The sequence below is a fragment of the Burkholderia sp. MSHR3999 genome (assembly GCF_000833595.1).
GTDB lineage: Bacteria > Pseudomonadota > Gammaproteobacteria > Burkholderiales > Burkholderiaceae > Burkholderia > Burkholderia ubonensis.
On record NZ_JRFO01000001.1, the window covers coordinates 1,427,680 to 1,453,543 of the forward strand.

At 62.1% G+C, this 25,864-nt stretch carries 29 protein-coding genes; 5 read left to right on the top strand and 24 right to left on the bottom strand.

Features of this window, described 5'->3' with window-relative positions; all coding sequences use genetic code 11:
* Positions 1–71 precede the first annotated feature (71 nt).
* The 3 genes from KY49_RS36915 (at position 72) to KY49_RS36925 (ending at position 1,854) form a co-directional block, all read left to right on the top strand.
* The gene (locus KY49_RS36915) at positions 72–605 is read left to right on the top strand and encodes a hypothetical protein (RefSeq protein WP_156162439.1); all 534 of its coding nucleotides are present in this window, start codon (positions 72–74) and stop codon (positions 603–605) included.
* 189 nt (positions 606–794) lie between these two features.
* Entirely contained in the window at positions 795–1,127 is a 333-nt protein-coding gene (locus KY49_RS36920) for a hypothetical protein (RefSeq protein WP_156162440.1), read from the top strand.
* 223 nt (positions 1,128–1,350) lie between these two features.
* Complete coding sequence (locus tag KY49_RS36925) at positions 1,351–1,854, top strand: hypothetical protein (RefSeq protein ID WP_156162441.1); 504 nt, start codon at positions 1,351–1,353, stop codon at positions 1,852–1,854.
* A 47-nt stretch (positions 1,855–1,901) separates the two neighbouring features.
* Here KY49_RS36925 and KY49_RS06705 read toward each other — a convergent pair whose 3' ends face one another.
* The 12 genes from KY49_RS06705 to KY49_RS06760 form a co-directional block, all read right to left on the bottom strand.
* The gene (locus tag KY49_RS06705; protein WP_042583884.1) at positions 1,902–4,142 is read right to left on the bottom strand and encodes a beta strand repeat-containing protein; all 2,241 of its coding nucleotides are present in this window, start codon (positions 4,140–4,142) and stop codon (positions 1,902–1,904) included.
* 272 nt (positions 4,143–4,414) lie between these two features.
* Entirely contained in the window at positions 4,415–4,912 is a 498-nt protein-coding gene (locus KY49_RS06710) for a JAB domain-containing protein (protein ID WP_042584601.1), read from the bottom strand.
* A gap of 205 nt (positions 4,913–5,117) precedes the next feature.
* Positions 5,118–5,861 carry a DsbA family protein gene (locus KY49_RS06715; RefSeq protein ID WP_042583885.1) on the bottom strand — a complete coding sequence of 248 codons (744 nt, stop codon included), beginning with the start codon at positions 5,859–5,861 and terminating at the stop codon, positions 5,118–5,120.
* Positions 5,858–8,746, bottom strand: a complete 2,889-nt coding sequence (locus KY49_RS06720) for a conjugative transfer ATPase (RefSeq protein ID WP_156162442.1) — start codon at positions 8,744–8,746, stop codon at positions 5,858–5,860. The genes KY49_RS06715 and KY49_RS06720 overlap by 4 nt, the downstream gene beginning before the upstream one ends.
* The gene (locus KY49_RS06725) at positions 8,746–9,177 is read right to left on the bottom strand and encodes a TIGR03751 family conjugal transfer lipoprotein (protein ID WP_042583886.1); all 432 of its coding nucleotides are present in this window, start codon (positions 9,175–9,177) and stop codon (positions 8,746–8,748) included. The genes KY49_RS06720 and KY49_RS06725 overlap by 1 nt, the downstream gene beginning before the upstream one ends.
* Positions 9,158–10,621, bottom strand: coding sequence for a TIGR03752 family integrating conjugative element protein (locus tag KY49_RS06730; protein WP_042583887.1), 1,464 nt, complete (start codon positions 10,619–10,621; stop codon positions 9,158–9,160). Before KY49_RS06730 ends, KY49_RS06725 begins: the two co-directional genes overlap by 20 nt.
* Positions 10,611–11,498, bottom strand: a complete 888-nt coding sequence (locus tag KY49_RS06735; RefSeq protein ID WP_042583888.1) for a TIGR03749 family integrating conjugative element protein — start codon at positions 11,496–11,498, stop codon at positions 10,611–10,613. The genes KY49_RS06730 and KY49_RS06735 overlap by 11 nt, the downstream gene beginning before the upstream one ends.
* Positions 11,495–12,172: a PFL_4703 family integrating conjugative element protein gene (locus KY49_RS06740; RefSeq protein ID WP_042583889.1), complete on the bottom strand. Its 678-nt coding sequence runs from the start codon at positions 12,170–12,172 to the stop codon at positions 11,495–11,497. Before KY49_RS06740 ends, KY49_RS06735 begins: the two co-directional genes overlap by 4 nt.
* On the bottom strand, positions 12,169–12,588 hold the full coding sequence (locus KY49_RS06745) for a TIGR03750 family conjugal transfer protein (protein ID WP_042583890.1): 420 nt from the start codon (positions 12,586–12,588) through the stop codon (positions 12,169–12,171). The genes KY49_RS06740 and KY49_RS06745 overlap by 4 nt, the downstream gene beginning before the upstream one ends.
* A gap of 7 nt (positions 12,589–12,595) precedes the next feature.
* Positions 12,596–12,970 carry a TIGR03745 family integrating conjugative element membrane protein gene (locus KY49_RS38055; RefSeq protein ID WP_042583891.1) on the bottom strand — a complete coding sequence of 125 codons (375 nt, stop codon included), beginning with the start codon at positions 12,968–12,970 and terminating at the stop codon, positions 12,596–12,598.
* A 15-nt stretch (positions 12,971–12,985) separates the two neighbouring features.
* A complete protein-coding gene (locus KY49_RS38060; protein ID WP_042583892.1) occupies positions 12,986–13,225 on the bottom strand; it encodes a TIGR03758 family integrating conjugative element protein in 240 nt (79 codons plus the stop codon).
* Complete coding sequence (locus tag KY49_RS06760) at positions 13,222–13,536, bottom strand: integrative conjugative element protein, RAQPRD family (RefSeq protein ID WP_231636348.1); 315 nt, start codon at positions 13,534–13,536, stop codon at positions 13,222–13,224. Before KY49_RS06760 ends, KY49_RS38060 begins: the two co-directional genes overlap by 4 nt.
* Before the next feature lie 221 nt (positions 13,537–13,757).
* On the opposite strand from KY49_RS06760, the gene KY49_RS06765 reads away from it, so the two are divergent.
* On the top strand, positions 13,758–14,543 hold the full coding sequence (locus KY49_RS06765; RefSeq protein WP_042583894.1) for a restriction endonuclease: 786 nt from the start codon (positions 13,758–13,760) through the stop codon (positions 14,541–14,543).
* Between the two features lie 148 nt (positions 14,544–14,691).
* Here KY49_RS06765 and KY49_RS06770 read toward each other — a convergent pair whose 3' ends face one another.
* The 10 genes from KY49_RS06770 to csrA all read right to left on the bottom strand — a co-directional run bounded on the left by KY49_RS06770 (position 14,692) and on the right by csrA (position 22,206).
* Entirely contained in the window at positions 14,692–15,087 is a 396-nt protein-coding gene (locus tag KY49_RS06770) for a hypothetical protein (RefSeq protein WP_042583895.1), read from the bottom strand.
* A gap of 54 nt (positions 15,088–15,141) precedes the next feature.
* Complete coding sequence (locus tag KY49_RS06775) at positions 15,142–15,492, bottom strand: hypothetical protein (protein WP_156162443.1); 351 nt, start codon at positions 15,490–15,492, stop codon at positions 15,142–15,144.
* 332 nt (positions 15,493–15,824) lie between these two features.
* Positions 15,825–16,571: a TIGR03747 family integrating conjugative element membrane protein gene (locus tag KY49_RS06780; RefSeq protein ID WP_042583897.1), complete on the bottom strand. Its 747-nt coding sequence runs from the start codon at positions 16,569–16,571 to the stop codon at positions 15,825–15,827.
* A 19-nt stretch (positions 16,572–16,590) separates the two neighbouring features.
* Positions 16,591–18,750 (bottom strand): type IV conjugative transfer system coupling protein TraD, encoded by a 2,160-nt coding sequence (gene traD, locus KY49_RS06785; RefSeq protein ID WP_042583898.1) that lies wholly within the window; start codon positions 18,748–18,750, stop codon positions 16,591–16,593.
* A 1-nt stretch (position 18,751) separates the two neighbouring features.
* Positions 18,752–19,270 carry an integrating conjugative element protein gene (locus KY49_RS06790; protein ID WP_042583899.1) on the bottom strand — a complete coding sequence of 173 codons (519 nt, stop codon included), beginning with the start codon at positions 19,268–19,270 and terminating at the stop codon, positions 18,752–18,754.
* Positions 19,271–19,283: 13 nt separating this feature from the next.
* Positions 19,284–19,817, bottom strand: coding sequence for a lytic transglycosylase (locus KY49_RS06795; protein WP_052495621.1), 534 nt, complete (start codon positions 19,815–19,817; stop codon positions 19,284–19,286).
* Between the two features lie 20 nt (positions 19,818–19,837).
* A complete protein-coding gene (locus KY49_RS06800; protein WP_042583900.1) occupies positions 19,838–20,560 on the bottom strand; it encodes a TIGR03759 family integrating conjugative element protein in 723 nt (240 codons plus the stop codon).
* A 9-nt stretch (positions 20,561–20,569) separates the two neighbouring features.
* On the bottom strand, positions 20,570–21,202 hold the full coding sequence (locus KY49_RS06805) for a hypothetical protein (protein WP_156162444.1): 633 nt from the start codon (positions 21,200–21,202) through the stop codon (positions 20,570–20,572).
* On the bottom strand, positions 21,199–21,801 hold the full coding sequence (gene pilL2 / locus KY49_RS06810; protein ID WP_042583901.1) for a PFGI-1 class ICE element type IV pilus protein PilL2: 603 nt from the start codon (positions 21,799–21,801) through the stop codon (positions 21,199–21,201). The genes KY49_RS06805 and pilL2 overlap by 4 nt, the downstream gene beginning before the upstream one ends.
* Positions 21,802–21,936: 135 nt before the next feature.
* The gene (gene csrA / locus KY49_RS06815) at positions 21,937–22,206 is read right to left on the bottom strand and encodes a carbon storage regulator CsrA (RefSeq protein ID WP_442854607.1); all 270 of its coding nucleotides are present in this window, start codon (positions 22,204–22,206) and stop codon (positions 21,937–21,939) included.
* A 356-nt stretch (positions 22,207–22,562) separates the two neighbouring features.
* Here csrA and KY49_RS06820 point away from each other — a divergent pair, with 356 nt between their 5' ends.
* Positions 22,563–22,964, top strand: a complete 402-nt coding sequence (locus KY49_RS06820) for a hypothetical protein (protein ID WP_042583903.1) — start codon at positions 22,563–22,565, stop codon at positions 22,962–22,964.
* Between the two features lie 185 nt (positions 22,965–23,149).
* Here KY49_RS06820 and KY49_RS06825 read toward each other — a convergent pair whose 3' ends face one another.
* Together KY49_RS06825 and KY49_RS06830 are read right to left on the bottom strand one after the other, a co-directional pair.
* Positions 23,150–25,414, bottom strand: coding sequence for a helicase-related protein (locus KY49_RS06825; RefSeq protein WP_042583904.1), 2,265 nt, complete (start codon positions 25,412–25,414; stop codon positions 23,150–23,152).
* An 81-nt stretch (positions 25,415–25,495) separates the two neighbouring features.
* Positions 25,496–25,789, bottom strand: a complete 294-nt coding sequence (locus tag KY49_RS06830; protein WP_042583905.1) for a hypothetical protein — start codon at positions 25,787–25,789, stop codon at positions 25,496–25,498.
* Positions 25,790–25,864 lie beyond the last annotated feature (75 nt).

The window sequence follows — 25,864 nt, forward strand, 5'->3', positions numbered from 1 at the left end:
GTAGTTGGAAGGGTATAAGTGCCCTCCAACCCTTACAAAAGTTGGGTGTGCACTGATATAGGCGGTGACTGATGAAAACGGCTTTTGTTTACATTATGACGTCGTTGACGCTTGGGATCATTCTCGCGGTGGCACGTTCAAAAGGGCACGAAGTCAGTAAAGGAATTGATGTTTTTAGATATCAGCCAGGTTTGTTATGGGTGTTGTTTGGGTGTTCATTCATACCAATTTTGGCGGCGTTTTTTATCTATCAGGTGGCTGTTCCGAGGCCGGATGGAAGCGCTCAGATCGTTCTTTTTTCGATCGGATTTTTAATGTCAGTTGGTGTGATGGCTGCGTATGCTCATCTGCGTAGTGTTCGCTATGAGATTGGCGACAATTTTATTGCCTTTGTGAAAAAGCGAGGCAGTTTGAAAGTGAGGTGCGAGGACATCGGGAGAGTTAAATACTCAACAGCTGGACGTGATAGCGGATCAATTAGAATCTACGCGACCGATGGAAAACAACTGATGTACGTACCAGGGACTTTTCAAGATCTGGACGTAATGGCGTCTCTTTTAAGAGCGCGATCGATGAAATACGGATTTAGTTATGTTGACGGTTGAAGGTAGCCAAAGCCTTTGCTGGAGGCGCGGCAGCCGCTAGCGCTGCGGAAGCGGCCGGAGAACTGACGACCGTAGACCTAGGTGTTCTTCAGGGAACAGGAACGGCAGCGAGTCAAGCAATGAAGCGCGCAATAAAGGATAAAGGTATGACAATAGGAAGTGAGTGCGAGTGTGCTTATGAGGCTCAATATGAAAAAAATACTGTTTCCGTTAGCGGTCTGTCTCTTGGCGGCTGTCTTCGGTAGTGCGCTCACAATGGTCTATCTGCGTCCAAATGATCGCTGGTGGGAAACTTTGTTTGGGGGTTTAGTTGGGCTGTTCGTATCGCTTTCATTTTTCGTTGATAACTGGACACGCAGCCCGGTTAAACGAACGTTGGTCAATGCTCTGCTGGGTATTTTTGCTGGTATCGGAGTGTTTTTTATTTCAAGATTTCCGGGGCATGCAATTTATTATTTTGCTGTATTTGGCATGATTCTTGGTGTTCTAATTGGTCGCTACAAAAATCATGTGAGTTTTTAGAGGCGTTGTCTAATTTCCAGATGGCGTAGCAAGGTTGGTGGAAATTTGAAGGAGGCGTAGTCTTCCTGCTCGGAAAAGCACCAACAAGCCGGGGTAGTCAGCAAGCTGCATTCCAGCTAGCAACCGGGATAGGCGCAGTGCCGGGTGCAGTGCAGTTAACACCTCATATGAACGGACACAGCCAGAGCAGCAGTGTCAGTGCCAGAATTAGTCGGGGATATTCATGAATCTGTTTGTATTAGGGCCTCTGGCGATCGGTTTGATTTTAACTTTATTGAGGATGGTGATTCCAAGCGGTTCATCTGCCGCATCGGCTAATTATCGATACGACCCAGTAATAGCTTCGATGATATTGGTAATGTCGCTCATATTGCTTTCTTTGCCGATGTGGCTTCCGTACGCTCAACCCGGCAAAGACAACGAGATCGTCTATGCGGGTGCTGGCTCAATAGCTGCGGTCGGTTTCATAGGGTGCGTTTGGTTATTTAGCTTTCGTGTAATAGTCACGGAGCAATTCATTGAGTACGGTGCAGTGATGCGAAAGAGGTTGTGCTTTACCAAAATACGGCGCATCAAAGTGGGAGGGAGCGATGTAAAAGGTTCGATTGCGGTCTATCCGGATCGGGGGTTAAGGATTGTCTTTACCTGCACGCTACAAAATTATCCAGCCTTGAAATTGGATATCCTGAATAGAGTGCCGCCTACCGTCCGAATTGAATATTGGTGAATGGTAATGATGGGCGAAGTCAAAAAGGCTGAGATGTTGTCCGGCAATTAAAAACCGATGGTAGCCCCAATCGATGCTCCCGTCTTCGCACCATCGCCAACTCCTTGCGAAAGGTGAGCGTTAAGAAGAATCTGTTTCGACACCCAGTAGTTGGCGCCGACGGCCAAAGCCGTCGCGCCGCCGTATGTACCGGCCGCTGCGGCCAACTGAAACTTCCCCTCGGCCCGCGCGTTCGGAATCAATGACGTTGCAGCCATCGCTGTCGCACCCAATGCATCCAGACGTCTATCGAGCATGTTGAATTGCCGATCGGTGTAAGCATTGGCTTGGCTGAGCACCTGCTGATTGTTGGTCCAGACCTGACCGACTGTCGCTGCATCATTCGCTGCCACACCGGGCGCCAGCCCTGTCAACGTGCGTGCACCGTCGGGCCCGGTGATGTCGATGCGCGTCGCGGCATCGCTCTTGCCGATCGTGATCGTCGTGCCAGTCGTTTGCACAAGCCCGGCGTGGCCCGCGACCACGTTGTTGACCGTGGCGTTGGCAGTGATTGCCGTCGTCATCGCACTGTTGGCGACATTCTGTGCTTGGCTCACCGTCTGATTGGTTGCATAAAGCTGGCTGCCGTTGACAGCATCCATGCTGGTCGCTGATAGCGTACCCGCCGCGACGTTGTGAAGAGGTGCGGGTGCTCCACCCGGGTTGAGCGTGACGCTGTCATGCGCGGCAGTGTCGTATTGCACCGCGTTGGCGCTACCGGCGCTGAGGGCCGCCGTCAATTGGCCGACCGTCGCCGCGTCCGTGGCGGCCACGCCAGGCGCGACGTTGTGCAGCACATTGCCGCCGATGTTCACGGCGGAATCGGGAGAGAGTGTCAGGCCCGACGTCGTCACGGACGCGAACGTTGGCGTCGTGCTGGTGGCAATCGTGATCTGCGAGCCGCTTTGCGTGAGGGATACGTTGTGGCCGGCGGTGAGCGTCACGGTCCCGCCGGCTGCCACGTTCTGGGATGCGGCGCCGATGACCTGGCCGTTCCCTGTAGCGGAGGTCGCCAGATTCCAGCCAGCGCCGGCTGTTTGCGTGGCGGCATAGAGTTGCGCGCCAGTCACGGCATCGGTGCTGGTGGCTGACACCGAGCCGGGGGATAGACCTGTCAGCTGACGTGTACCGGCCGTCCCCGCGATATTCACTGCCGTACCGCCGGTCTGTGCGCCCAGTGTCAGTGTCCCATTGCCAGGTGCGCCGCCGGTCTGCTGCAGAAGGCCGATCGTGCCGTCGGCGATGCCAGTCGTGAGATCGACCAACTGCGTACGATTGGTGGTGATCGCGGTATCGGCTGCGGCGAATGCATCGCTGACGGTTGCGTAAGGGGTGCCCTGAACCACGAACGACATGCCAGTGATTTGGCCGTTGGCCGCGTTGTAAATCGTCGATCCACCCAACACGCTCGCCACAGATTGGCCGAGGTTGTCGACGCCTCCCGCAACGGCGTACAACTGGCTCCCGTTGATCGCATCCGTGCTGCTGGCGCTGATGACGCCCGGCGCGACGTTCTGGATTTGCCGCTGAAAGATCATGGAACCACTGGCGGCGCCGACCGAGACGACGCCCGTCGATGTTCCGGCCGCGGTGATGCCGAACAAGGTCGTCGTGCCGGTGTTTGGGGCCGCGGTGATGGCGTTCGCACCGAGCGCCACGTCGAACGGATTCATGGCCTGTGCAAGATGGCCCAGGGCCGTGGAGGCATTGGCTGTCGCAAACGCGTCAATCGCCACGGTGCCGTTGCCACGGGCCGACCCGTTGCCGAGCATGATGGCACTGTCGCCGTTCGCATAGGCGTTGCCACCGATCGCCACGGCCGCGGTGCCCTGCGCAAACGCCGTGCCGATGGCCACCGCGCCCGCACCTGCGCCGGCCGGCGACGAGTTGGCGATGGCGCCGGGGCCGACAGCGACATCGTTGTTGTACGTCGCGACGGCATTGGCACCGATCGCCGTGGCGCCGCTGTTGCTGGCGGTGGCGCCATAACCCAACGCTGTCGCGTCGCCGTTCTGTGGATTCGTGCCATGAGCCACCGCACCGCTGCCGCACGCCGTATCCGTCGCGTAGGTGGCGGAGGCACCGCGGGGCGTGCCACTCGTATCGGTGCACGTGAATTGCGCGAACGCAGGGTGGGCGAGCGGCAAGAGCGCGAGGTTGAGGGCGAGGACCCTGTGCCGGTGGAAAAGCCGCGGCAGACGTGTGCGGCTATGCGCGACGCACGGCGAACGGTGGGCGTGAACCATCATGGCATGCACTCCGGGATCAGGCAGACGAACATCACCGCGTCGCATGCGCGGACGCGTCATGCGGCGGTGGAAGATGCTTCCCAGTACGCCAAAAAGACACCGCTGTTGCGGCGAGAAAACCGCATGCCGTCGCCACCGGCTTTTCGGCACGGCCAGGGTGTGGATCGGATCACCGAGCATTCATGCCGATGTGGCAAGGCCATGCGCTTCGCAGAAAGGCTGCACATGGGGAGATGGCGAAAGAGGGCGCCCCGTGAGGGGCGCTTGAGGAGTTAGAGCAGGCCCGCTTGGGCAAAGGAAAAGGGCTCGCCCTGACCGATGACGAAATGGTCGAGCAACCGGATATCGACCCGTCGGAGCAGGGCCGTCAGTTCGGTGGTCAACGCACGGTCTGCGTCGCTCGGCACCGTAGCGCCCGACGGATGATTGTGGGCCGCGATGAGGGCGGCGCTGTTGAGAAGCAGCGCACGATGCAGGATGACGCGGGGTGCGATCTGCGCGCCATCGATGGTGCCGAAGAACAGCGGCTCCACGGCGATCACGCGATGGCGCGTGTCGAGAAAGACCACCGTGAAAACCTCGCGATCTTCTCGCGTCAGGGTGAGCCGCAGGTAATCGACCACCTCCTGCGGGCGGGTGAGCGCCGGTCCGCGCTGGAACAGACGCCGTTCCAGCACCGCGATGGCATCCTGGATGAGTTGGTGTTCCGCTGACGTCAGGGTGGGTGAGGTCAGCGATGGACGATCGACAAGCGAGAGGGGAGCAAGCATGAGAAACCTCCTGAAGGCAAAGAACGCAGGAGGCCTCGCCCGCATGGGAGAGGAACTCTCCCGCGGTGTGGGACAACAACCATGCTCCGATCGGAGCGATGAAGACCATGCATCGCTCGTTGACCAACGAGTGCCCGCCAGGACGATGCACGCGGGCTGGTGCGGTCACACGGTGCACGCCGTGCGTAGCCTGGAAGACCGCTGGCTACGGGGTATCCGATGAACGGTCGATTCGCGTTCGAGGGCTGACGGTGGCGGACGTGGGCGGCGCTTGGGTGTGTGACGCGTCGGCCAGCCCATCCATCGCCGACAGCAACGCGTCCCCCTCGATGACGCCTTCGAGCACGATGGCCTTGCCTGACGCGTGATCCAGCAGTTTTACCGTCGGTGTCGCCTCAATACCCGCTCGGTGGGCCGCTTCCGCTTGGGCTTGAATGGCTTTGCCGACGTCAGCGTTTGCGAGACATGCCTTGAGTTTCGGCGAGGTCGGGAAGGTCGCCGATGCCGGCAAACCTTCACCGTTCCCGCGTGTGTTCGCATAAATCCACGCCACGGCCTGCCAGAATCCCTCGTTGCCTTTCGTTCGTCCGGCACACTCGGCCCACCACGCGTCACGCGTCGCCGCCGGCTCATGGAGGGCAAGCGGACGGTGTTGCCACTGCCAGTTCACCTCGGGATGCGCATCGATCCATGCTTTCAGCACCGGGAAATACGCCTTGCAATACGGGCATTCGAGATCGGCATACTCGATGAGGGTGTAACGCGCGTGCAGGTTGCCATAGACCCATGGCGGCGTGGCGGTGGAGGGCGATGGCGAACGATGTCGCACGCCGACGAGCGTCACGATCACTGTCAATAAGGCGATCCCCACGACGGTGCTGAGGACGACGCGTCGACGAACGCGCGACGCGTCGTGGCTAGTGTGTGAAAGGGCATGCCAGGGCTTCATGGTGTGAAATCCGCCAGCGTCGGCATGACGATGCCCCGCGCGCGATCGATGCGTTCGGCGACCCGGATCGCGGCGTCCAGCTCGCTGATGCCGTAGTGCTGCATCAGTTGGTAGCGCTCGTTCTTTTCTTCCGGCTCCGTCATCGCGAGCGCGAGATACAGGCTTGGCGGCACCACGCGAAACAACAGCTCCATCGAACGCGAGAGGATGACACCCTCGGTGTACTTGCCTGCTTCCTTGCGCGCCGAGAGCATCAGCGCCTTCTGCGCGGGACTCAGTTCGCGGAAGCGCGCGATCTTTTCCACTTCGTCCGGTGGCATCGACAGGCAGATCCACCACTCGATCATGTTGAGCATCGGCTCGGCGGCCTTCGGCAGGTCGTCGAGGTTTTGCGTCGCCAGCCAGAACCAGGCGCCGAGCTTGCGCCACATCTTGGTGATCTTGACCACGTACGGCGCGAGCAGCGGATTCTTGGTGATGATGTGGCCTTCGTCCGTCACGTTGATGATCGGCCGCCCGCGAAACTGATCGCGCTCGGCGAGGTTGTTGACGGTGTTGATCAGCGAGATATAGGCGATGGAAAGCTGCGCGTTATAACCTTCCCGCGCGAAGGTGGCGAGATCGACGATGGTGATGTCGGCTTCGGGCCAGGGCGTGCCCGGCCGGTCGAACATCTCGCCGTCCACGCCTTGGCAGAACATGTCCATCGCATCGGCCATTTCCAGGAGGCGCGCACGTCGCACCTCGGGCAGCAAGGCATCGCGGCTGCGTTCGCGCAAGGCATCGCGCACGTCGTGTGTGAGCACGGAGCGCTGGTTCTGCGCACAGCGATGCGCCGCATCGAGAATGCACTGGCGGATCAGACTTCGATCGGCGCGCGTCATCCGCGCTTCTTCCTTGTCTTCGCCGCCGGTGATCATCAGCCTCGCGGTGATTTCCAGTTCCCCCAGCACGTCGCGTTGCTCGTCGCCGTCCGGCGCACCCGCCGCGGGTTCGTCCAGCGCATCGACATCGAGCGTCTGCACGTCGCTCGGCGTGTCGACCAGACGGTGCGCATCCGCAAACGGGGCGAGACTCACGCTTGAGCCAGGCGACAGCCGCACCCGATGCACGGTCAAGCCGAGCCGCTGCGCAAAATCGCCGAACAGGCCGAACGAGTTGCCGGCTTCCACGATGAACAGCCGTGGCCGGTAGATCGCCGTGATCTGGACGAGGAGGTTGTTGAGCGTCGCCGACTTGCCCGAACCCGTGGGTCCAAACAGGAACAGGTGCGCGTTCATTTGCCGGTCGAGGCGATTGAGCGGGTCGAAGGTAATCGTGCCGCCGCCGCGATGAAACAGGGTGATGCCGGGATGGCCGGTCCCCTGGCTCCGTCCCCACACCGGTGCCACGTTCGCGAGGTGTTGCGCGAACGTCAGTTGCGTGTACCACTGCCGCCGATCCTTCGCCGGGTCGTAGTTGCACGGCAGCCAGCGTAGGTAGCTATTGAGCGGCGCGACCTCGTCGTCCTCGCGCACCGGCTGCAAGCCGGCACCCAGCATCACGTTGGTGAGTTGCAGGGTGCGTGCATCGAGTTCGGCACGATCGCGTCCGCGCAGGTAGAACGCCACCGCGCCGCGATAGAGCTTGTGGGCGCTGCCGATCAGCGTGCGCGCCTGCTGCACGTCCTGGCGCGTCTGTTCGGACGCGAGCGTTTCGCCGACTGATTTCTTGCTCAGGTAATTGAGATGCGCTTCGAGCGTGTCTTGCGGCGTGACGACCAGCGTCATCGCCATCACCGTGTCTTCCGGCATCTGATCGAACAGCGCGTTGATCGCATCGCCGCTCTTGCGTGTCTCGCCGGTGAGATGGCCGGTCGCGGGCGGCGTGCGCAGCCGGTCGAGCACGATCACGCGGTGTGGCATGCCATCGAACGACCACAGTCCGCTTTGGACGTCCGAACGGGGCGGCGTGAAAAACAGCCGTTGTGCGAAGTCAGTGCCGCTGGCCAGTTCCAGCTCACCATCATCACTATCGTCGGGATAGGCGGCGAGTTGATAGAACCGCTCGCGATCCTCGGCGGTGTCACCGAGCAGCGTGGGATGCGGATGGAACCAACGCAGCAGCCAGGCGTGAATCGCGGCGGCGGACAGGCGTCGCGCTTTCACACCGGCGTTGGCCAGCCCGCCGGTCAGGCGATCGCATACTGACGTGAGCGCGTGTTCGGGCGAGAGACCGCGGCGTGCCGTGCCGTCGGCATCCCGCCGGTACACCACCATGCGCACACGCCGTGACTGTCCGCGCCACGGCAGTTGCGTGACGGTCGTGTCCTGAAACAGCCCGCCGGGTGTTGCGATGGCGCGCAGATGATGCGCGAAGAAGCGCAGGTAGAAGCGGGTGAAGGCGGTCTCTCGTGCGCGAGGTTGCACGTAGGTATCGAGCGTGTCGAGGTACGCCTCCCACGCGGTTTCGTCCTGCGCGTAGAACTGCACCACCCACGGGTGATCGTCCAGCTCATCGAAGGCATCCTGCAACGCGTTTTCCACCGCATCGCGGACCTGCATCAGCCACGCCGGTTCGCGCCCCTCCGTGCCCACTGGTGTGAGCTCAAAAAACGCGGCGACCGACACGCCATCCTCGAGCAGCATGCTCTGCGAGTCGGGCAGATATTCCACCCAGGGCAGCAGTTCGACGAAGGACGGCGCGACGTCGTAGAACGCCTGTTCGTCGGCGACCGTGGCCGGGCGTCGGCCGGTCGATGCGCCCGGTAGGGGAATGCTGTGTGCGCGCAAGCGCGACGCGTAGGTTTCCCACGCATCCGCACTGTCATCGTCGATGCCTGCATGTGGATCGCGACGGGGCAGCAAGCGCTCGCGCAGCGCAGCCAAGCGTGGCAGCCAGCCCATCAGTACGACTCCGTCCGTTCGCCGGGCATCGCGTAATGCACGCGCTCGTAGAACGGAAACACGGTGCTGTATCCGGGTACTGGTGTGGGATGCGTACCCGCCAGATGCGGAAATACGTACATCACCATGTCCGGGTTGGGCAGGCGATGAAAGAGCGACTGGATTTCGTTTTCGGCGGTACGCGTGTAGCTTGCGTTATCACCGGCTGCGGTCGCTTGGTCCGCGGGTGTCAGCGGTCGACGTAGCGCTTCGCGTGCATCCATCACCTGTCGTGTCGCCTCAGCGGCGTTCGCGCCGCCGCCGGTCTGCTGATTCCAGATGTCCAGCATCGTGGCGTCGCCGTGCGGCAACACTTTGTCTTTCGTGGTCGCGCAGCCAGCGAGCAGCACGAGGCAGGCGGCGATCAGGGCGCTAGTCGAGATCTGGCGCATGCGAAGCTCCCGTTCGGTAGTTGACCTTGCGGCCTTTCGGGTCGTAGTCGAGGGTGAGCGGTTGATCGATGTGGACGGCCACCTTGGCGCCGGGCTTCACGTAGATCGCGGCGAAGGCTTGGCCGTAGAGCTTGTTGACCCATTGCGACATCTCCTGCACGCCACCGGCGAGAATGCGGCCCATGGCTTCGTTGCCGGAGATGCCGACGGTGCCGAGCGTGTTGCCGTTGCTCGACACGTAGGAGACGTTGTCGCTGCCCTTGGGAATGAGCGATGCGGCACCGGCGCCCGCCGCGGTGATCAGCGCTTGCGAACCCAGGTATTGCTCGGCGTTGCTGCGCCGCTCGCCTGCGACGCACGGAATGCCATAGGGATCGCTGATCCAGCCCAGGCCGCCTTGCGTAGTTGCGGCGCCGTTGGTGGCGGTGTTTGTGTTGCCTGCCGTGTCGTTATTCGACCCGTGATCGCTCGCGGGCAGCGTGCGAATCGTGCCGTCGCGGAACACGAAGGTGATCGAGCGGATCTGTCCGCGCACGCACGAGAGTGTCCAGTCGCCCGATGCCGAACCGCTCACCACGGCGCCCGCGACATCCGGCAGATCGATACCGTTGGCGGTGAGGTTGTCGGGGCCGATCAGCACCTTGAACGGATACGGATCGTTGACCGTGCCATCGACGGGCACGCGCCCGATCAGTGCGGTCATCGCGATCGAACCGATCAAGGTGGCATTGGCGGGCACGGTGTAGACCGGACGCAGGTGCGGTTTATCAGTCGCTCCATCGCCCGGGTTCGTCGTGTCGTTCGACGGCAGCGTCTGTTGCGCGGGCGCCGTGTCGGCCGCTCCAAAACCGCCGACCGCGCTGGTCGAGGGGGCGGATGATGCACCGTTACGTTTCGTGCCTTGCGGCGTCTTGTCGGCCGGCTCCGTCCATTGCATCTCACCGCCCGCGAAGCCAGCGCCATCGCCCTCGCGCAATCCCAAACCCACCGGCAGATCGGTGCCGTTCTTGTGATCGAGCGTGTCGAGGCGGTGTTCGAGATCCTGCAGCAGACTTTGCGTCTGTTGCTGGTCGCTTTGCGCCTGATTGCGTTCGTCGTGCAGGCGGTCGCGCTCGGCGTTCACCGCGTTCTGGATGCGCTGGTCGATGTCGCTTTCACGCTGATGCAGACGCTCGTTCTCGGCGCGCTGCGCCTGGTTGTCGTTGACCGCCGCCTGGACTTCGCCGCGCAGTGCTTTCACCTGACCGACCAGCGTGGCAACCGTGTCGTGCGGCGTATCGCCTTCGATGCCGAGGGCCTTGAGCTCGGCGGGTGTCAGCGTATCGGACGCGACGTTCGACGCCGCACGCGGCGCGCGGTGTGCTGTCCACGTCTTGATCAGCCCCCATACCGCGAGCACCAATATCGGGATGACCAGCCATTTGAGCAGGCCGTTACTTTTCATCGCCGGCTCCTTCGGTCGTGGACAGTGTCGTCGGATGCACGTCGACCGGGCGGATCGCAGGAAGCAACGAGGCCGCCAGCCCATGACCGCGTGTGACCAGATAGACGACCGTCGTATCGGTGTCGTCGCCGGCCGGCCCCAAGTCGGGATGCTGGAAGGTCGCGGCCACGAAATCGCCCTGCAACGCGCGCGGATCGAGATCGAGGTGGTGCGCGGAGGTGTTGGTCAGTCGGACCGCCGTCACCCATGCGTCATCGAGCCGCCACGCAGCCCAGACCGACGCGCGTACCGGCACGGTGGGGAGCAGACTGTCCAACGGCAGCGTGCGATCGACGGGCACCGATGCGATACCGTCGACCGGTTCCACGGTGCGCAGCGGGGCATACAGGCTTTGCGCAGCGTAGCGCGTGAGCAGGACGGGGACCGGGGTGTCGAGCACCTTGGACGCGTCATCGTTATCGGTATCGTCGTGCGTCGACGTTTGTGCCGGCTTGCTGGATGGTGGATGGTCCACGACGATGAGTACCGGCTCCAGCGGCGCCTCCTTGGGCGCAGCAGGATGGGCGGCGATATCGAGCAGGATCAGCGTGCCGTTGGCGACGTCCTGCAACTGCAGGCGGGTGGGTTCGATCGGTGCGCTGGCGCGCAGGTAGATCGCACCATCGGCACTCTGCACGCGCAGATGATCGGCGATCGCGGCTGGCACGCCGACGCGTACGTCGCGATCGATGAAGACCACACGCTCCTGGCCGACGATCAGTGGCACGGCCAGCGGCAGGCGCTCCCACGGCATCACGTCCACCGCGTGCGCGGGCGCGGTGATCAGACGGGCGAGAACCAGGAGCAGGCCCAGTGAGCGAAACAGTCGTCGTGTCATGGCAGAACTCCGCTGGCGCCCGATGCGGCGGCCGGTGGGGTGGGCGTCGGCAGCGCGAGCCGTTCGGGTGGCGAGGCGTAGCAGTCGAGGCCGAGCCCGAACGGGTTTTTCTCCGGATCGATGTCCATGCGCACGACCTTCAGCCGGTAGCGCACGAGGGCACGTTTGACTTGCTCGGCGCCGTAATACTCATCCGCCGCCAGATCGAGCGTGGCGAGCCAGGCATCGTTCGAAAGCACCTTCACATGAAAGCTGGGATCGTCGCCGTAGCCGTGGCCGGGAATCTCGTAGATGCCGCGTACCCGGTTGCGCAACTCGCCGCTATCGCGCCGGTACGCCACATCGCTGTCCAGAAACGCCTTGCACGAGGGCGTGAGATACGCGGTGAGCGCGCGGAGGTTGCGCGGGTAATCCTCTTCGCCGTTGGTCGGCCAGCGGTTGAGCTGCTGGAACACATAGAAGGCGAACGCGTAAACGGACGAGGGCGGCACTTCCCACCATTTGCGCGTGCTACCTGAGCGCAGGTCCGGTGGAATGTGGATGGTGAGCTGGCGGGGCGCGTTCCACCAGCCGATCGCGAGGGCCAGCATCAGCACGAACAGACCGATGATGACGCGACGCAGGGTGGTCACGTGCGCATCCAGTCGCGCCACTTCGTTACGAAAGCGACTCATCGCACGCCTCCGCGGGTCGTGGGCGTGGTACGGCGAACGGTCCAGGCACCGGAGCGCACGATCAGCGGTCGCGCACCGATCCAGCGCGACACGAACGGCGCATGGCAGTGCAGCCACCATTGCCACTGCCGGTACAGCCACGTATCCGGGCGCCCGCGTTTCTGCCGGCGCAGCAGCGTGCCGCCCGCGACGATGCCGGTCGCGATGCTCGCCATGATCGTCGTCGGCGCCATGGCGATGCTGCGTGTGAGCCACGCGAGTGGAAGGCCGAGCACGATGCCCGCGATCGCGGACAGGCCGACGGTGATCCAGAGTTCGTCAGCGGTGAGTCCCCGCACGATGACGGGCTGCCGGTTCAGGCGATGTGGCAGGAAGGCCACGGTGCCGTCCCGAAGGGTGTCGATCTCGTTCGGCATCGGCGACTCACAAAATGCCGGTGGCCTTGGTGAGCAGCCAGATGCCCACCACCAGCAACAGCGCGCCGACGGCTACCGTCAAACCGAACTGGCCCCAGGTTTTGCGGCCGGTGTGAATCTCCGAATAGGTGCTGTAGGCGTGGTAACACACGCCAATGAACATCGAGGCGATGATGAGTAGCGCCACCAGCATCACGATGTCGTAGCCGTAGTTCTGCAGGGTTTGCAGGATGCCGTTACCGGCACCACGCGAAGGATCTTCGAGCGTGGGCAATCCCGGATAGGCCAGCAAGGGCATCGTGACGAAGGCGGAAACAGCGCCCGTGCACGTGCCACGGACGAGGCGACGTACGAGGGTGCAAGAACGGAGACGCGAATCCATGGGGAACGTCCGAGGTCAGGAAAGCAGAAGGAAGGTCAGCACGACATACATCGCCGCGAAGCGCGCGGCGACACCGAGGAACTGCGCGTTGGAGAGTCGCCGTGCAGCCCAGCCCGCATACGCGGTGCGTAGCGCCCACACGCCCCAGATCAGCACCACGACGAAGACGACGCTGACGAGCAGCACCGAGCAGTCGGTGGGCGAGAAACCACCGTTGCTCTGGAATGCGGTCAATTGATCGCCAGTAAGATTCATGGCGCATCCGTCCTCACGCGGTAATGGCCGACGAGCGTGGACGGATCACGCGGTAGCGGGCGGCGGGGACTCAGGTAGTCCTGGATGCCCTCGCGGACACGGGCGATGTCGGCGTGCAGGCGTGCGTAGTCGAAGTGCTCGTGTGTGGTGCCGCTATCGGGGAGCTGTTCGCTTTGCGTCGCGAGACGGTCGATGGTGTCGAGCTGGCGTTCGATGGCGGCGAGGTGTGCGGATTCGGATGCGGTATCGGCCGCGTAGGCATGCACAACGCGGCCACAGAGGCATATGGCGACGGCAAATGCCAATGCCACTCGCCGCGTTGTCGTGGATGTCGGTCGGGGTGCCATCCCTGTCGTCCTGAGAGTCGAGGATGGCCGCAGGTTGGGGCTTTCGGCTCATGGCGTCAGTCGACAATCCGTGCTGAGCGCGCACCGTTTTTTTAGAGAGCGACTCAGGCTTTGATACCCTTGCGTCGTAAGTCGACTCGCTGGGTCGAGCTTTCACGTTCACGACGACAATCCAAGGAGGAGAAGTGAAGAAAGGCACTGACTGGGAAGACTACGTGCACTATGTCTACAGCACGCTTCTCAATCTGAAAGGCGAACGAATCCAGGTATCGAAACGAACCACCTTCGTTCTCCCGTCGGGGGAAACCTACGAGGTTGACGTGTACTACGAGTTCTGGAAAGCGGGCGTCCGCCATCGTGTCGCGATCGAGTGCAAGGACTGGAAGAGTCCTGTCAGTCAAGGGCAGATCCTTGAGTTCCACCAGAAGATCAAGAACATCGGGAACGATCTCGTCGGAGTCGTTGTTTCACGCAACGGCTATCAGGATGGCGCCGTAAAGGTCGCGGAGCGGCACGGGATGCTGGCGCTGACCGAAGCCACGTTTCCCACCATTCCACAATTGCTCGCCCGGCACATCACGACCAGCTTCATCCATGAACCCGATCTCATCGGTGAGCCCTTCTGGTGCATTGCGGAGCTTCACGCAGGCTCTGATGGGGAGAGCAACGGAACCTACTACGCATTTCCGTGTGGATTCCCATTCAATCTCCCCGTCTTTATCTCCAAGAAGCATGCGGAAGCGTTTCGGCGTTCGTTGCCGGATGGCGATAGGTTTGGTGTGTTTGGCCTGCCGCAGTACAAGCTTCGCGCGTTGATCGCCTTCGCGTACAAGGCCAAGCTCAAACTGGCGATCGTCTACGGTGCACCACTCGTGCCGGGGAGCGTCAAGGCGCTTCCCCTGATCCTGGATGCAAAAACGCTCAAAGAGGACTTCCTGCTCATGGACTTTCCTGCAGAACTGGAGACGTGAGCGATCAAGGCCAAGGACCGCCCATCCATCAAGCCGGCCATGCATCGGATGAGAGAGCCTGCATGGATGCTCTGATCAACGGGGACGCGTTCTCATCGCTGCACTGTGTTCGCCGGCATGCGGCCAAGCGAGGCACAGACGTTGACGCTTACGCTTCATCTGTTTCTTGAACGACAACCGCATCAAAACCAATCGCCGCGAGGAGGGACGCGATGAATTGCTCGGCTTTCGCCTCGGTGGCATCCGGGTACGATTTGGTGTCGATGCGGACGTGTAGTAGCCACGCATGATCTTGGAATGCCGGAAAGAAAAACTCACCCCGGGTGTCTTGATTGGGATAAATATCGAACCAAGTCCCCGCGTCCTTGTTCAAGTTCCAATAGAAGTGCTTGATCACAAAGGGTGCATAGCGTTGCAGGAGCGACGGCTGCTTGGCTTTGGAGGTGGTTCGATGCAACGTTTCCAAGTAGGCGTTGACGCGCCCGATGAGAACCTTTTCATCCTTGGGTGCGCAACGTAGGGCGTAGTAGGTGACTGGTTTCATGCTGGAAAATCCCGGCTTGTGTAGAGGAATCGATTGCCAAGGCACCCACGTGTTTTAGTTTTCCCACAGGATCATGACGGCATGACCGTGGAGGCAGGCGTCCCGCAGGAAAACGCAAAGCGGCTCGTACAGCCAAGCATGTCCGATACCGTGCGGCCCATCGTGAGGAAACAGGTCGATGAAGAAGCGTTCGCCGAGTTGCTCAAGTTGCGAAAGAAACGCGCGCACCGATTCGCTGCTGAGGAAGCAGACGTTCGGATCACCGGTTTCGTCGTACTCGGCATGCCAATCACCGGCGAAGAACTTCGCGGCGGGGTGAGCGATGCTGTCAAGCTTCGATGCCCAGAAGCGAATCTCGTCCTCGGCGTCGAGTTGCGGCGCGCTCTCGATACCCAGCGTGTTCATTGCTTCGTACCAGTCGGCTTTCGCTCGGCACGTGCTCAGCAACTGGCTGGCGCTTTCACTCACTGCGTAGAGCCTTCCCCATCCCATGCCTTGCCTCCTTGTGCCATCCTGTGCGCGTCCATTGAGACTTTCCTCTTTTCGCGACGCTGGATTCAACCTGCCGTCGTGCCGTGCAGGCCGGAATCCAGCGTCTTTGACGTCAGTGGGTCCTCGCGTTGCGGAGCGGAAAACGTCAGTACCGTCTTGCATTTGGAACGCGTCAGTGAAGCGTTTGCTCGAAATGTACCATGTGCCGTTCCTTGCCTCTTGGGCGAGGGGTGGCGCTATGGGGGCTAGAGGTATTTCTTGAATGTGCCCATGGTCACATCGATCGACATGCCGAGCAGCGCGGCGCAGGGAAGAAGCACAAGCAATGGGTTCGCGCTGATCGGCAGCGCGAGATAGACGGTCCACGGAAACACCGCCAGGGGCATCATGGTCGCCTTCGCGCGATGGTGCAGGAAGCCGGATTCGCGCCCCGCACCGAAGCGCCGGATGTCCCGCCGCACCAGTCCATCGACGAATCCGGTGAACGCGGCAACGACGAAGAGCGGCAGCACCATGATCAGCACCAGCAGTCGCACGAGAAACGTTAGGCCCGTGTAGAGCGCGGCGAGCAGATAGGCCTCGAGGTGCACGGCAACGAGGCCCAGGTAGTGACGCAGATCGGTGCCCTTCATGCTGTTGGCATGCGTCTGCGCATCGGCGTCGCGTATCCACGCAAGGAGTCCCGTTTTGACGATAATCATCTGGTAAGCGCCCTCAAGCCAAACTTGCGCCGTATGCGCGGGCTCGTGCACCAGCAGGCTGTCGAAGAAATCCGCGGCGAGCTGCTCCGTCTCGTGATGCAGCATCGCCTGCGCGTGATGCCAGCCCTGATCGTGCCACAGCACTAGCATGCCTACCCATTCGATCAGCACCGCGAGAAAGAGTGAACCAATCAGCACACCAAGAAAGCGAAAGGGCAGCGTGACGATCTGCGCAATTAGACCTTGCTGGTGTACCTGCTGGCGTTGGGCGGTGGTGGCGGGATCGGTCATGGCAGTGATATCGGAACCGTCACGCGGCCGCGTCGACGTCGTTGGCGGTCATCTGCCGGAAATCGTCGACCAGATCGGCCGGGAGCGTGGGTTGTTGCAGGTGCTCGATACCGGTGCTTTCCCACCAGTCGCCCGCATCCGTGTAGTGCTGACGCATCGCACGCGCCATGGCCTGCAGATTCTCCGGCATCGCGTCGTCCGGGTCGGGCACGGGCAACGGCATGCGAATCTTCCAGAGGTTGCCGCCTTCCAACAGCGCGAAACATTGCCCCTTGGGCAACGAAACCACATGCGCTGGTTCGATCATCGGCACAGAGGTAGCGCTGACGCGATCGACCGTGTTGGAGGTGAAGGCGGTTTTCGCCTTCGGATCGGAGCTGTCGGTGGCGCCGCTCACGACCGAAGCCGTATAGACGTCCACCTTCGGTAACTGGCGGGTGAGCAGTTCGGCGGTGGCGGTTTCGCGCACGCGCAGCATGAAGAGGTTGTTGAAGTTGCCGATCACCTGGCCGGCCTTGGCACGGTTGCCGATACGTGCTTCGATGTCCGAGAGGGTTTGCGTGTAGGCCGTCACCTGCACGCCGGCGCCGCCGCCCTTGTTGATCATCGGAATGAATTCGTCGCCCATCAGTTCGTTGAATTCGTCCGCATGCACGTTGATTGGAATCGTGGCGCCGGCCATCGCACTCGGCAGACCATCATCGACCCCGAACTTGTAGATGTGCCCAGCGACCGACACGAGGTCCGAGAACATCGAGTTGCCGACCGCGGCGGCGACTTCGGCATCGGAGAGCGCATCCAGACCCACGTACACGATCGCGCGTTTGCGAATCACCTGCATCCAGTCGAAGATCGGGCGTGGATCGGCGAGGTCGCGATAGTCGGGCGCAAGCAGTTGCGCGATCTTGCCAGTGGTGAGCTTTTCCAGGAGCGGCAGCAGGCTCGCCACGATCTTGTCGAAGTAGGTGCGGTCGTAGCGCACCGCCGAACGCAAGCCATCCAGCACCGGATCGAATACGCGGGCCTGCGACAGATACTGCTCGATCGCGACCACGCGCTTCTCGCGCCCGACCATGTGCCGCGGGATGGTTTTCTCGTTGAGCCGGGCTTCCAGTTGCACGATCACGTCCCACGCCTTGGGCTCGGCCTTGGCGAAGAGGTGCTGGGCATACTCGATGAAGAGCGCATCGATGTTGATCACGTGCCGCTGGATCAGGAGGTAGTCGGGCCGCTGTCCCAGTTCCACCAATGCACGCGCGATGATGTTCACGAAGCGCCAGGCGAACTCACGGAATGCGGCCGAGTTGCCTTCCCCGGACAATTGCCCGGCCACGCGCGTGGCGACTTCCGAGATCCGCCCGAAGCGGCCGATCGCGTTGTAGCGGGCCGAGATATCCGGCCAGCCGAGATGAAAGACGTAGAACTCGCCGTCGCGTCCGGCGCGCTTCGCTTCCACATACATGCGTTTCAACAGATCGGCGTCGCCCTTCGGATCGAACACGATCACGACCTCGTGCTGGCCGTTGCGCACGCGCCGGATGTCTTGCGTGATGAAGAGTTCGGCCAGACGCGTCTTGCCGACGCGGGTGGTGCCGAGCACCAGCGAATGGCCCACGCGTTCGCCCAGTGGCAGCGTGACGTCGATTTCGACCGGCTCGATGCCGTGCAGACGCGGCAGGCCACCGACAGGTGGCAACGGGCGGACAGGATTGAGTGGATGATCCCAGGCGGTGGCGCGTGCGAGCGCCGACAGCGGCAACGGCACGAATTCGCGTTTCGCTTCGAGCCGACGCGCGAGCCGCCAGGCCCGTGTGGGTTCGACGTACTGGCGAAACTCCGGTCGATACGTCTGTGCCAGGCGGTGCGTGTGGTGCGGTTCCCACCGAAAGCCCTTGCCGATGAAGAGCCACTGCTGGCTCACCGGCACATCGCGGCTCGCCATCACGTAACGCGGCAAGCGGCGGATGTGACGGCGGTAGCGCAGGATCACGCGCGCCTGTCGCCAGCGGCGATAACCCAACGCACCGAAGGCGAGCGCCGAGACGAGACCGAAGCGTGGCGTCAGCGCGAGTGACCAGGGTGCCGCCAGGCATAGCGTTGCGCCGAGCGCGCACACGGCCACAGTGTAAAGCTCCACGGCGGGCCGCAACAGTACTTCGACGGCGTGTTCCTGCGCCATGTCATGGTTCGATGCCGGTGGCGGTGACGAGCACGGGGTAGTGCGAGAGGCCCAGGCGAATCGCGATGTCGTCGCCGGAGGTGGGGACCAGCGTGAGACCCGGCGCATCGCGTCGCAGGGCGGCGAGCCCTTCGGCCGAACCGACGTTCACGACCAGACCGATGGCGCCCATCGCACGCAGCGTGTCACTGCGGGCATGCAGCCAGGCGCGCGATGGGCGGTCGTCGCCGATCAGAAAGAAGGGTGGCAGACCCGGCGCGCGAAGCGTGCGAGGTGTCACTCGCCCCGGTGTCAGGCGCGCCGAATGCACGGGCAACAGATCGGCTTCGCGATACGGCGCGTGCGGTGCTGCTGGTACAACCGGTGGCGCAGCCGACACATCGGGCAACAGATTGAGCGCACGGTAATACGGCAGCGCCGACACGCCGCCGTCGTCGCCGACGACGATCAGGTCTTGCGCGGATGCGATGCGTACCAGTCCCAGTAGCGCGACACACACAAAGCGATGAGCAAGCTTCATGATCGACTCCCCATCACGGATAAGCGGCATCGAGCACGCGCGCTAGACGAACAGCCACTTGGCGTCGATAGTGCGAGGCCAATGCACCGCCCGCGGGTCGGTGATACCGCCCCACGGCGACGAGCCAGTCTTCGCCCGCGATGTGTTGTTCGCGCAGGATCGATGCGGCGGCGTCGAGATTGCGATACGGATCGAGGGCGTCGCACGGATCGGCGAAGCGCTCGCGTTGAAAGCCGAGGTTGATCTGCGCGAGTCCAACGTCGACATGCGTGGCGTCCACCATCAGCAACGCCACGCGCAGCGCACGGCACGCGGAAGCACGCGTACGGTAGCGATACGCGCTGCCCGCGATGTTCAAGGTCCACGGCCAGGGGATGAGGCGTCCTTGCAGGCGCGTGCCGCTTTCTTGCAGCGCGACGGCGAACAGTACCACCGATGGCACCCCGGCATCGTGGGCCGCGAGCTGATAGGCGGGGGGCGGCAGCGTGACGGCCGCGGTGGGCATGCTGAGCCAACCGAGCAGGCTGAGCCACGCATGTCGGCGCATCCTACGGGCCAGTGCCCCTCTCATGGCGACCCCGTATCGGACAGCACCGCGGGCAAAGTGCCTTGACCGCCGAGCATCAGCCAACGTCCGGCATCGTGATTCAAGGTGATGGTGCGTGCGCGGACTTTGGCCGGATCGATGCCGATGCGCTGCGCCCATGCACGAATACGCGCATCGTCGCCGCGACTGCCGACCATATAGATGTCGAACGCCGCACCGGATGTTTGAAGTTGTCGCACGCGGGCATCGCAGGTCGGGCAGTCGTCCTTCACGAAGACGGCCAACCGTCCCGTGTGTGCAAGGGATACATCAGGGCGGGAGGGCGACGTCAGCGCATGCACCGGCACCTGATCGGGATACAGCCGTTTCCACGCGGCGTCATAGGCGCGTTGGTACATGAGTTCCTTCTGCACCCGCTGCGATTCGGCGCGCACCTGTAATTCGGCGTAGTGCTGCCGCTCGGCGTCCGAACGGGCCTCGATGCCCAGTGCGGTGAGCGGATCGAGATTCGGTGAGTAGATGCCAAGCGGGCCCTGCATCAACTGCTGGTAGCGGCTCCATTCGGCGGCATCGAGTCCCCACGCATGGGCGCGGGCTTCATCCGATGCGGCCATGGGCGAGGCGCGTTCGATAGCCGTTGCGGAAGAGCTCGCAGCGATGCGGGTTTGCGCCGTCGCTGCGGCTGCGACGCTCATTAGGCATGCGGCGATGCAGGCGAAGCGCCGTGAAACGACACAGGTCATGGCACAGCCTCACCGAACCGGCAACTGCTGGACACGGCCGTCGACCCGGAACATGGCCGTATAGCCGTCCAGCGTTTCGAGCTGCCAGTCGCCCTCGCTGTCACCGGGTTGCAGAAGGTGTACGTCGCCGAGCGCATGCCAGTGCGGTGGCGCGATAGACAAAAATGTCTGACCACCACGCCGTTCTTCGCCCAGGATGGCGAAGGGTGGCATACGTGGCGCGGGCAGTGCGACGGGATGGTGCCGGGAGGTCGCTGCCTTGCTCGCAGCCTGAACCGAGGCGGCCTGGTGCGTTTCAAGCTGATGGACGCGCGCATCGAGCGCGTTGACGGCATCCGCGGTCGCCGTTGTGGCGGAAAGCTGCTCCAGTTTGCTCACTCGTGCGTCGACCGTCTGACGCGTGGCATCGAACGTCGTCTGCGTGACGCTCGCTGGAGCGTGTTGCAAGCGCGTTAGCGCAGCATCGAACGCGTCGAGTCGTTGCTGAAGTACGCGCACATCGGTGTGCGACGCATAGCTCGGCGACGTGCGGGCGAGATGAGCCAGTCGCTGATGATCGACGATCACGAGCGTGGCGATGGCCGCAGTGCTGATCGCCGCGACCATGCAAAACAAGCGCCGTCCGCGGGGTGACACGATCATTGCGGGCCTCCCGAGGGATCGTTGATCGGATCGACATCCATCAGCGGCACCGGATCATCGGGTGATGAGGCGGACGGCGCCGGCGAGGTGGGATGATCGTCCGGCTGCGGCGCGAAGCACACCTCGCGCGTTTCGTCATCGACGAGTAAGGTCCAGCGTGGCCCGGCGAGGCGTTGCAGGGCGTCGCGCAACGTGATGGGTCCCAGATGTTCGTGCGCAGCGGGCAGGGGCAGGGCGTATAGCACGGCGGTGGTGTCTGCGCGCTCGTCGCAGAGTCGATAGCCCGAGTGCCGCAGCACATAGTGAAGGGCATCGCCAACCGTGGCGTTGGCGGCGAAGGGGATGGTGAGATCGATCACCTGCTGCATCAGATCGCGCTGACCGTCGTCCGGCATCAGCTCGATCAGTGTGTAGCGACTGTAGCGGACGACAGGGATGGCCGGAGATGACGCCGGCTCACGTGCCGTGATCGGTGTCGACGGCGGAAGCGTGGTCGGTGGCGCCGACGTGGCGCATGCGGTGACGCATGTCGTCGCGGTGGCGACGGCGATAGCACAAAGCGCATTGCGTGTCACACGGCGGTGAGAGGGTGACGGCATACGATGACCTCGGCATGGCGATGCCGTGACAGTCGTCGTTTACGTGACTGGGTGCACGTGTCAAAACGGATCGATCGAACGCCCGATTGTGTGGGCGAGTCGTATCGATGTGCAGGTTGTTCCGTGCCTGGGCGGTTATTCGTGATGGCGGGAGCGTGCGTGGCGGACGATGACCGGAGGATGCGAGGATGATGCATTTGCCGCGGCGCGCTTCTCCGCCTGAATGCGCCGATAGATTTCATCGCGATGGACGCCGACGTGGGCAGGGGCCTGGATGCCGAGGCGAACCTGATGGCCGTGAATGCTAAGGACGGTGACAGTGATCTCGTCGCCAATGTGCAGCGTTTCTTGCGGATGGCGGTACAAGATAAGCATGCCGCGTGGTGTTCCGGACGATGGCTGCATGAGACCTTCCCTGGACGTTGGTAGGCACGAGGGTATAGAAGGTGCCCGCTCCCGATCAAGGCGCCAAGGGTTCGGTCGCACCCCCCAAGTGGGGATTCGTTTCGATGGTGCACAGGCGGCGTCACCGGCGATGGGCGTACTGACGGGGTCTTCAGATTTACGCGAACGAGCCGTTATACCCAATGGGCGCACAGGCGGGATGTGTGCATCTCCGCCCTGGGCGTATGGCAGACCATCGTGTCGGCCGCGAGGGGCCGGGTGTGCAAGCCATGTATGCAGGCCCCGACCAACAGCTGGGTACCCGCCAACGATGGCGTCACGCGAGCGAGTCGTCACACCGTGCATAAGGAGAAGTGATGTTCAGATGGTTGAAGTGGATCAATGATCGAACCAAGAGGAATGCCGTCGAAGAGTTCTGCAACAAATGGCGATTCCATCTCTACGACGAGTACGGGTTCGTGGTGGATGGATTGCTTGTTTCGGAGTTCGGGTATTTGCTTCGCTACGTAACCTCCGGAAAGCACGACTCCTTCAAGAACTTTGAGGCGATAGCCGATGACTACGCAGCCATCGACGGGGCCATTTTCAAGGAAATGTCGAAAGCCGTACCCAAAGAGGCCGAGGTGAATTTCACGTCGCCGGATGGCGCTCGCAGGAATCTGGAGAACATGCGTTACATCGTCAAAGCGATTACGGAATACGTCGCTCTGGCAAAGACACTTGAGCTTCCGATCAACCCGTTATTGAGTGACGCTTGACCCCAACGCTTTGTACCGTCGGATTGCTCAAAACAGCGCTCTGGTCATGACACCAGGCACGTCCGCCGTGGCAATGCCGTTGCATCCGCGCGGAGCCACCAAGCGACTTTCATGTTGCAACTCATCGACGCGGAGCAAAAAAATGGCCCCACGGTAATGTGGGGCCACAAGTGGACGGACAGCGGTTAGTGTACCAACTGGCGGGCGAGCGCGACTTCCACCGAGTCCCCGTCCTGATTGAGCACATCCAGGCCGGAATCCGGTACGTCACCCGAGGTGCTTTGTGAGACCGCAATCTTCTTCGCCATCAACGCCAAGCAATGCATCTGCGAGGTGTCGGCATAGCCAAGGTAGATCACTTTGACCGGCTGCTTCTGACCGATGCGCCAGGAGCGACGTGCGGCCTGTTGCAGCGTGTAGACGTTATACCCGGACTGCATGAAGACGATGGTCGGGAATTCAAGCAAATCCAGGCCGGTTTTCACGAGATCCGGGTTGGTGATCAGTACGTCGATCCCGCGATCGAGTTGCTCGGCGATCCAGTCTTCGCGGCGGGAGGCGTCCACGCTTGCGCGCAGCACTGCCACCTTGAAGCCTTCCTGCTCGAGCAACGTCTTCAGCCGGGATGTCGTGTCGCGCGTACCCGTATAAACGCTATAGACCAGGGTCTTGCGACCGGCGGTTTTTTCCTGCCGGCAGATGTCGATGAGTTCCCGCTCTTTCGGCATGACGTCCAGATCGCCGAATTGCGCTGACGTGAACGCCAGCATCGCGTGCGTGCGCGGATGCTTCACCGTCTCGGACCGAAAACACGTATCGGGCCAGGCGAGCAGCACGTTGAGGACCACGCCGAGCAAAGTCGTATCGCGTTTGGCGAGCGCCTGCTTGAGATGCATCGTCAACGTGCCCGACAACTGCCGGTAGGCCGAGGCTTGTTCGGGCGTCATCGCGACGTCGCGAAATGCCTCGTCGTACGGTGGCAGGACGTTGCCGCCGATGTCTTTGAGCTTCAGGAACACCGTGAACGGCAGCACGCATCGCAGCACGCCCTTCGGGCCAAACCCCGGTGCTTTGACCGTGCGCACCGTGATCTTCGAGCCCTTGGCCGTCTTGTGCGACGAGCCGGTGCTTTCCGAGTAGATATCTTTCAACACGCCGTGATCGCGCATGAAAGCCATCGCGGCGGATGTCAGACTGCCTTGGCGGTTCGGCCGATACCCATCTTCGATCATGCGTCCGGGCAACGACCGGAACAAAAGATGAAAGAGGTCATCGGCGTAGCCACCCATCAACGTGCCGGTGAGCAACAGCGTCTTGCGCGTCTTCGCAGCGAGCACGCCCATGGCCTGACCTTGTGCGGAGCCCGCGTTCTTGTACTCATGCGCTTCGTCCGCAATCAGCAGGTCGAACGTGCCTTGCGGCAAATAGCGCTTGATGTACTCGGACGGTTGATAGCCACCTTCCCCGAATCCGAACTCCATGTTCGCCATCGCGCGTTCCATGCGCTGGGCCTGACGGTCGGAAAACACCAGCTCACCGTGCTCGTCCATCAGGTTGATGAACTCGAACACGTTGTCGCCGAGCATGGACGCGAGAAACGCCTCACCGAATTGCTTCATCAGCTTCTGTGCGGTCACTTCACCGATGGTCGGAATACGCTTGAGTGCTTTGAGCACGGCGGCCGACTGGTCGTTGGCAGACACCGTACGTGGACGCATCAACGTCCAGAGCGGTGATGCGCAGTGCGCGCACTTGCGACGGATGTCCTCAGCATCGAGTTCGATCGGGTTGATCGGTTCGCCATCGAGGTCGGTGATGATGTCGCCACAGTGCGGACAGGCACCGATGGAGCTATGCACGGTGCGGCGACGCACGAACGCAGGCTTCCAATGGAAACCCATGCGCATGCGCACGCGGCCCAGCACGAAAAACTCTTGGCCCTGTGCCGGCACATGTAGCGCCTCACGCAGCTTCATCAGCTTGACGAGCGTGTCCGGGCCGTTGAGCACCCAGACCTTGGCACCCGCGACCGTTTCGAGAATTTCGCGACGCCACTTGTAGACGAGATGCGGCGGTGAAAGCACGAGCGTGCGGCGATAGCCTTCCGCATGCAGCACCGCTGCGGTGGCGATGCCGACGGTCGTTTTGCCACAGCCCATTTCGCCATTGACGATGGCCGCACGCTCGTTGCGTTCGATCAGGAGTTCCGTGACCGCATGGACGACATCGGCTTGGGCAGGAAACAACTTGCGCTTGAGACCGGCGAGGACCAGCTGGCGGTGAGCGCGAGGCTGGCCGGCGTAGACCGGCGGATTGGCGTGGTTGAGAGCCTCCAGCAGCTCGTCACCGAAATCAGTGACGAAATCCTGCAGAGACAGCGTAAGCGACGAGGCCGCGGCTTCGAGCAGATCACCCTGTTCGGGCGCATCGGAACGTGTATCGAGCGACATGGTGCAGACTCCTTGGAAAAGAAAGGGGCATGCACCGTCCCGGTGGGGCGATGACATGCCCCAGGAGGAACGAAGAGGAACTCAGTATTCCGACGGCAATAGCAGTGTGGTGACGCTGCGATCCCATTCGGTGATGATCCACAGCGTCAGGTCAGGCGTGACCTGATAGGACGACAGCAAACGGTCGCCGTGCGCGAGCGCGGTGTCATTTCTGCGGCGATCGGCGTCGCAAAGTTCGCCCCAGTCAGCACGAAGATGACGACGCAAGTAGGGCAGGGGATTGAGCCGGCCCTGATGGATCAGCGTATCGACGCCGGCCGTCATGGTCAGACGACCGGGAGTGAAGCGCGCGGGCGATAAGGGTTCGAGTGCCATGGAGACCTCCTGTTGCTGAAAGAGGTCACGGCACCCCGGCGGGGTACGGTGACCCCGGTGGGTGGATGAAATCGA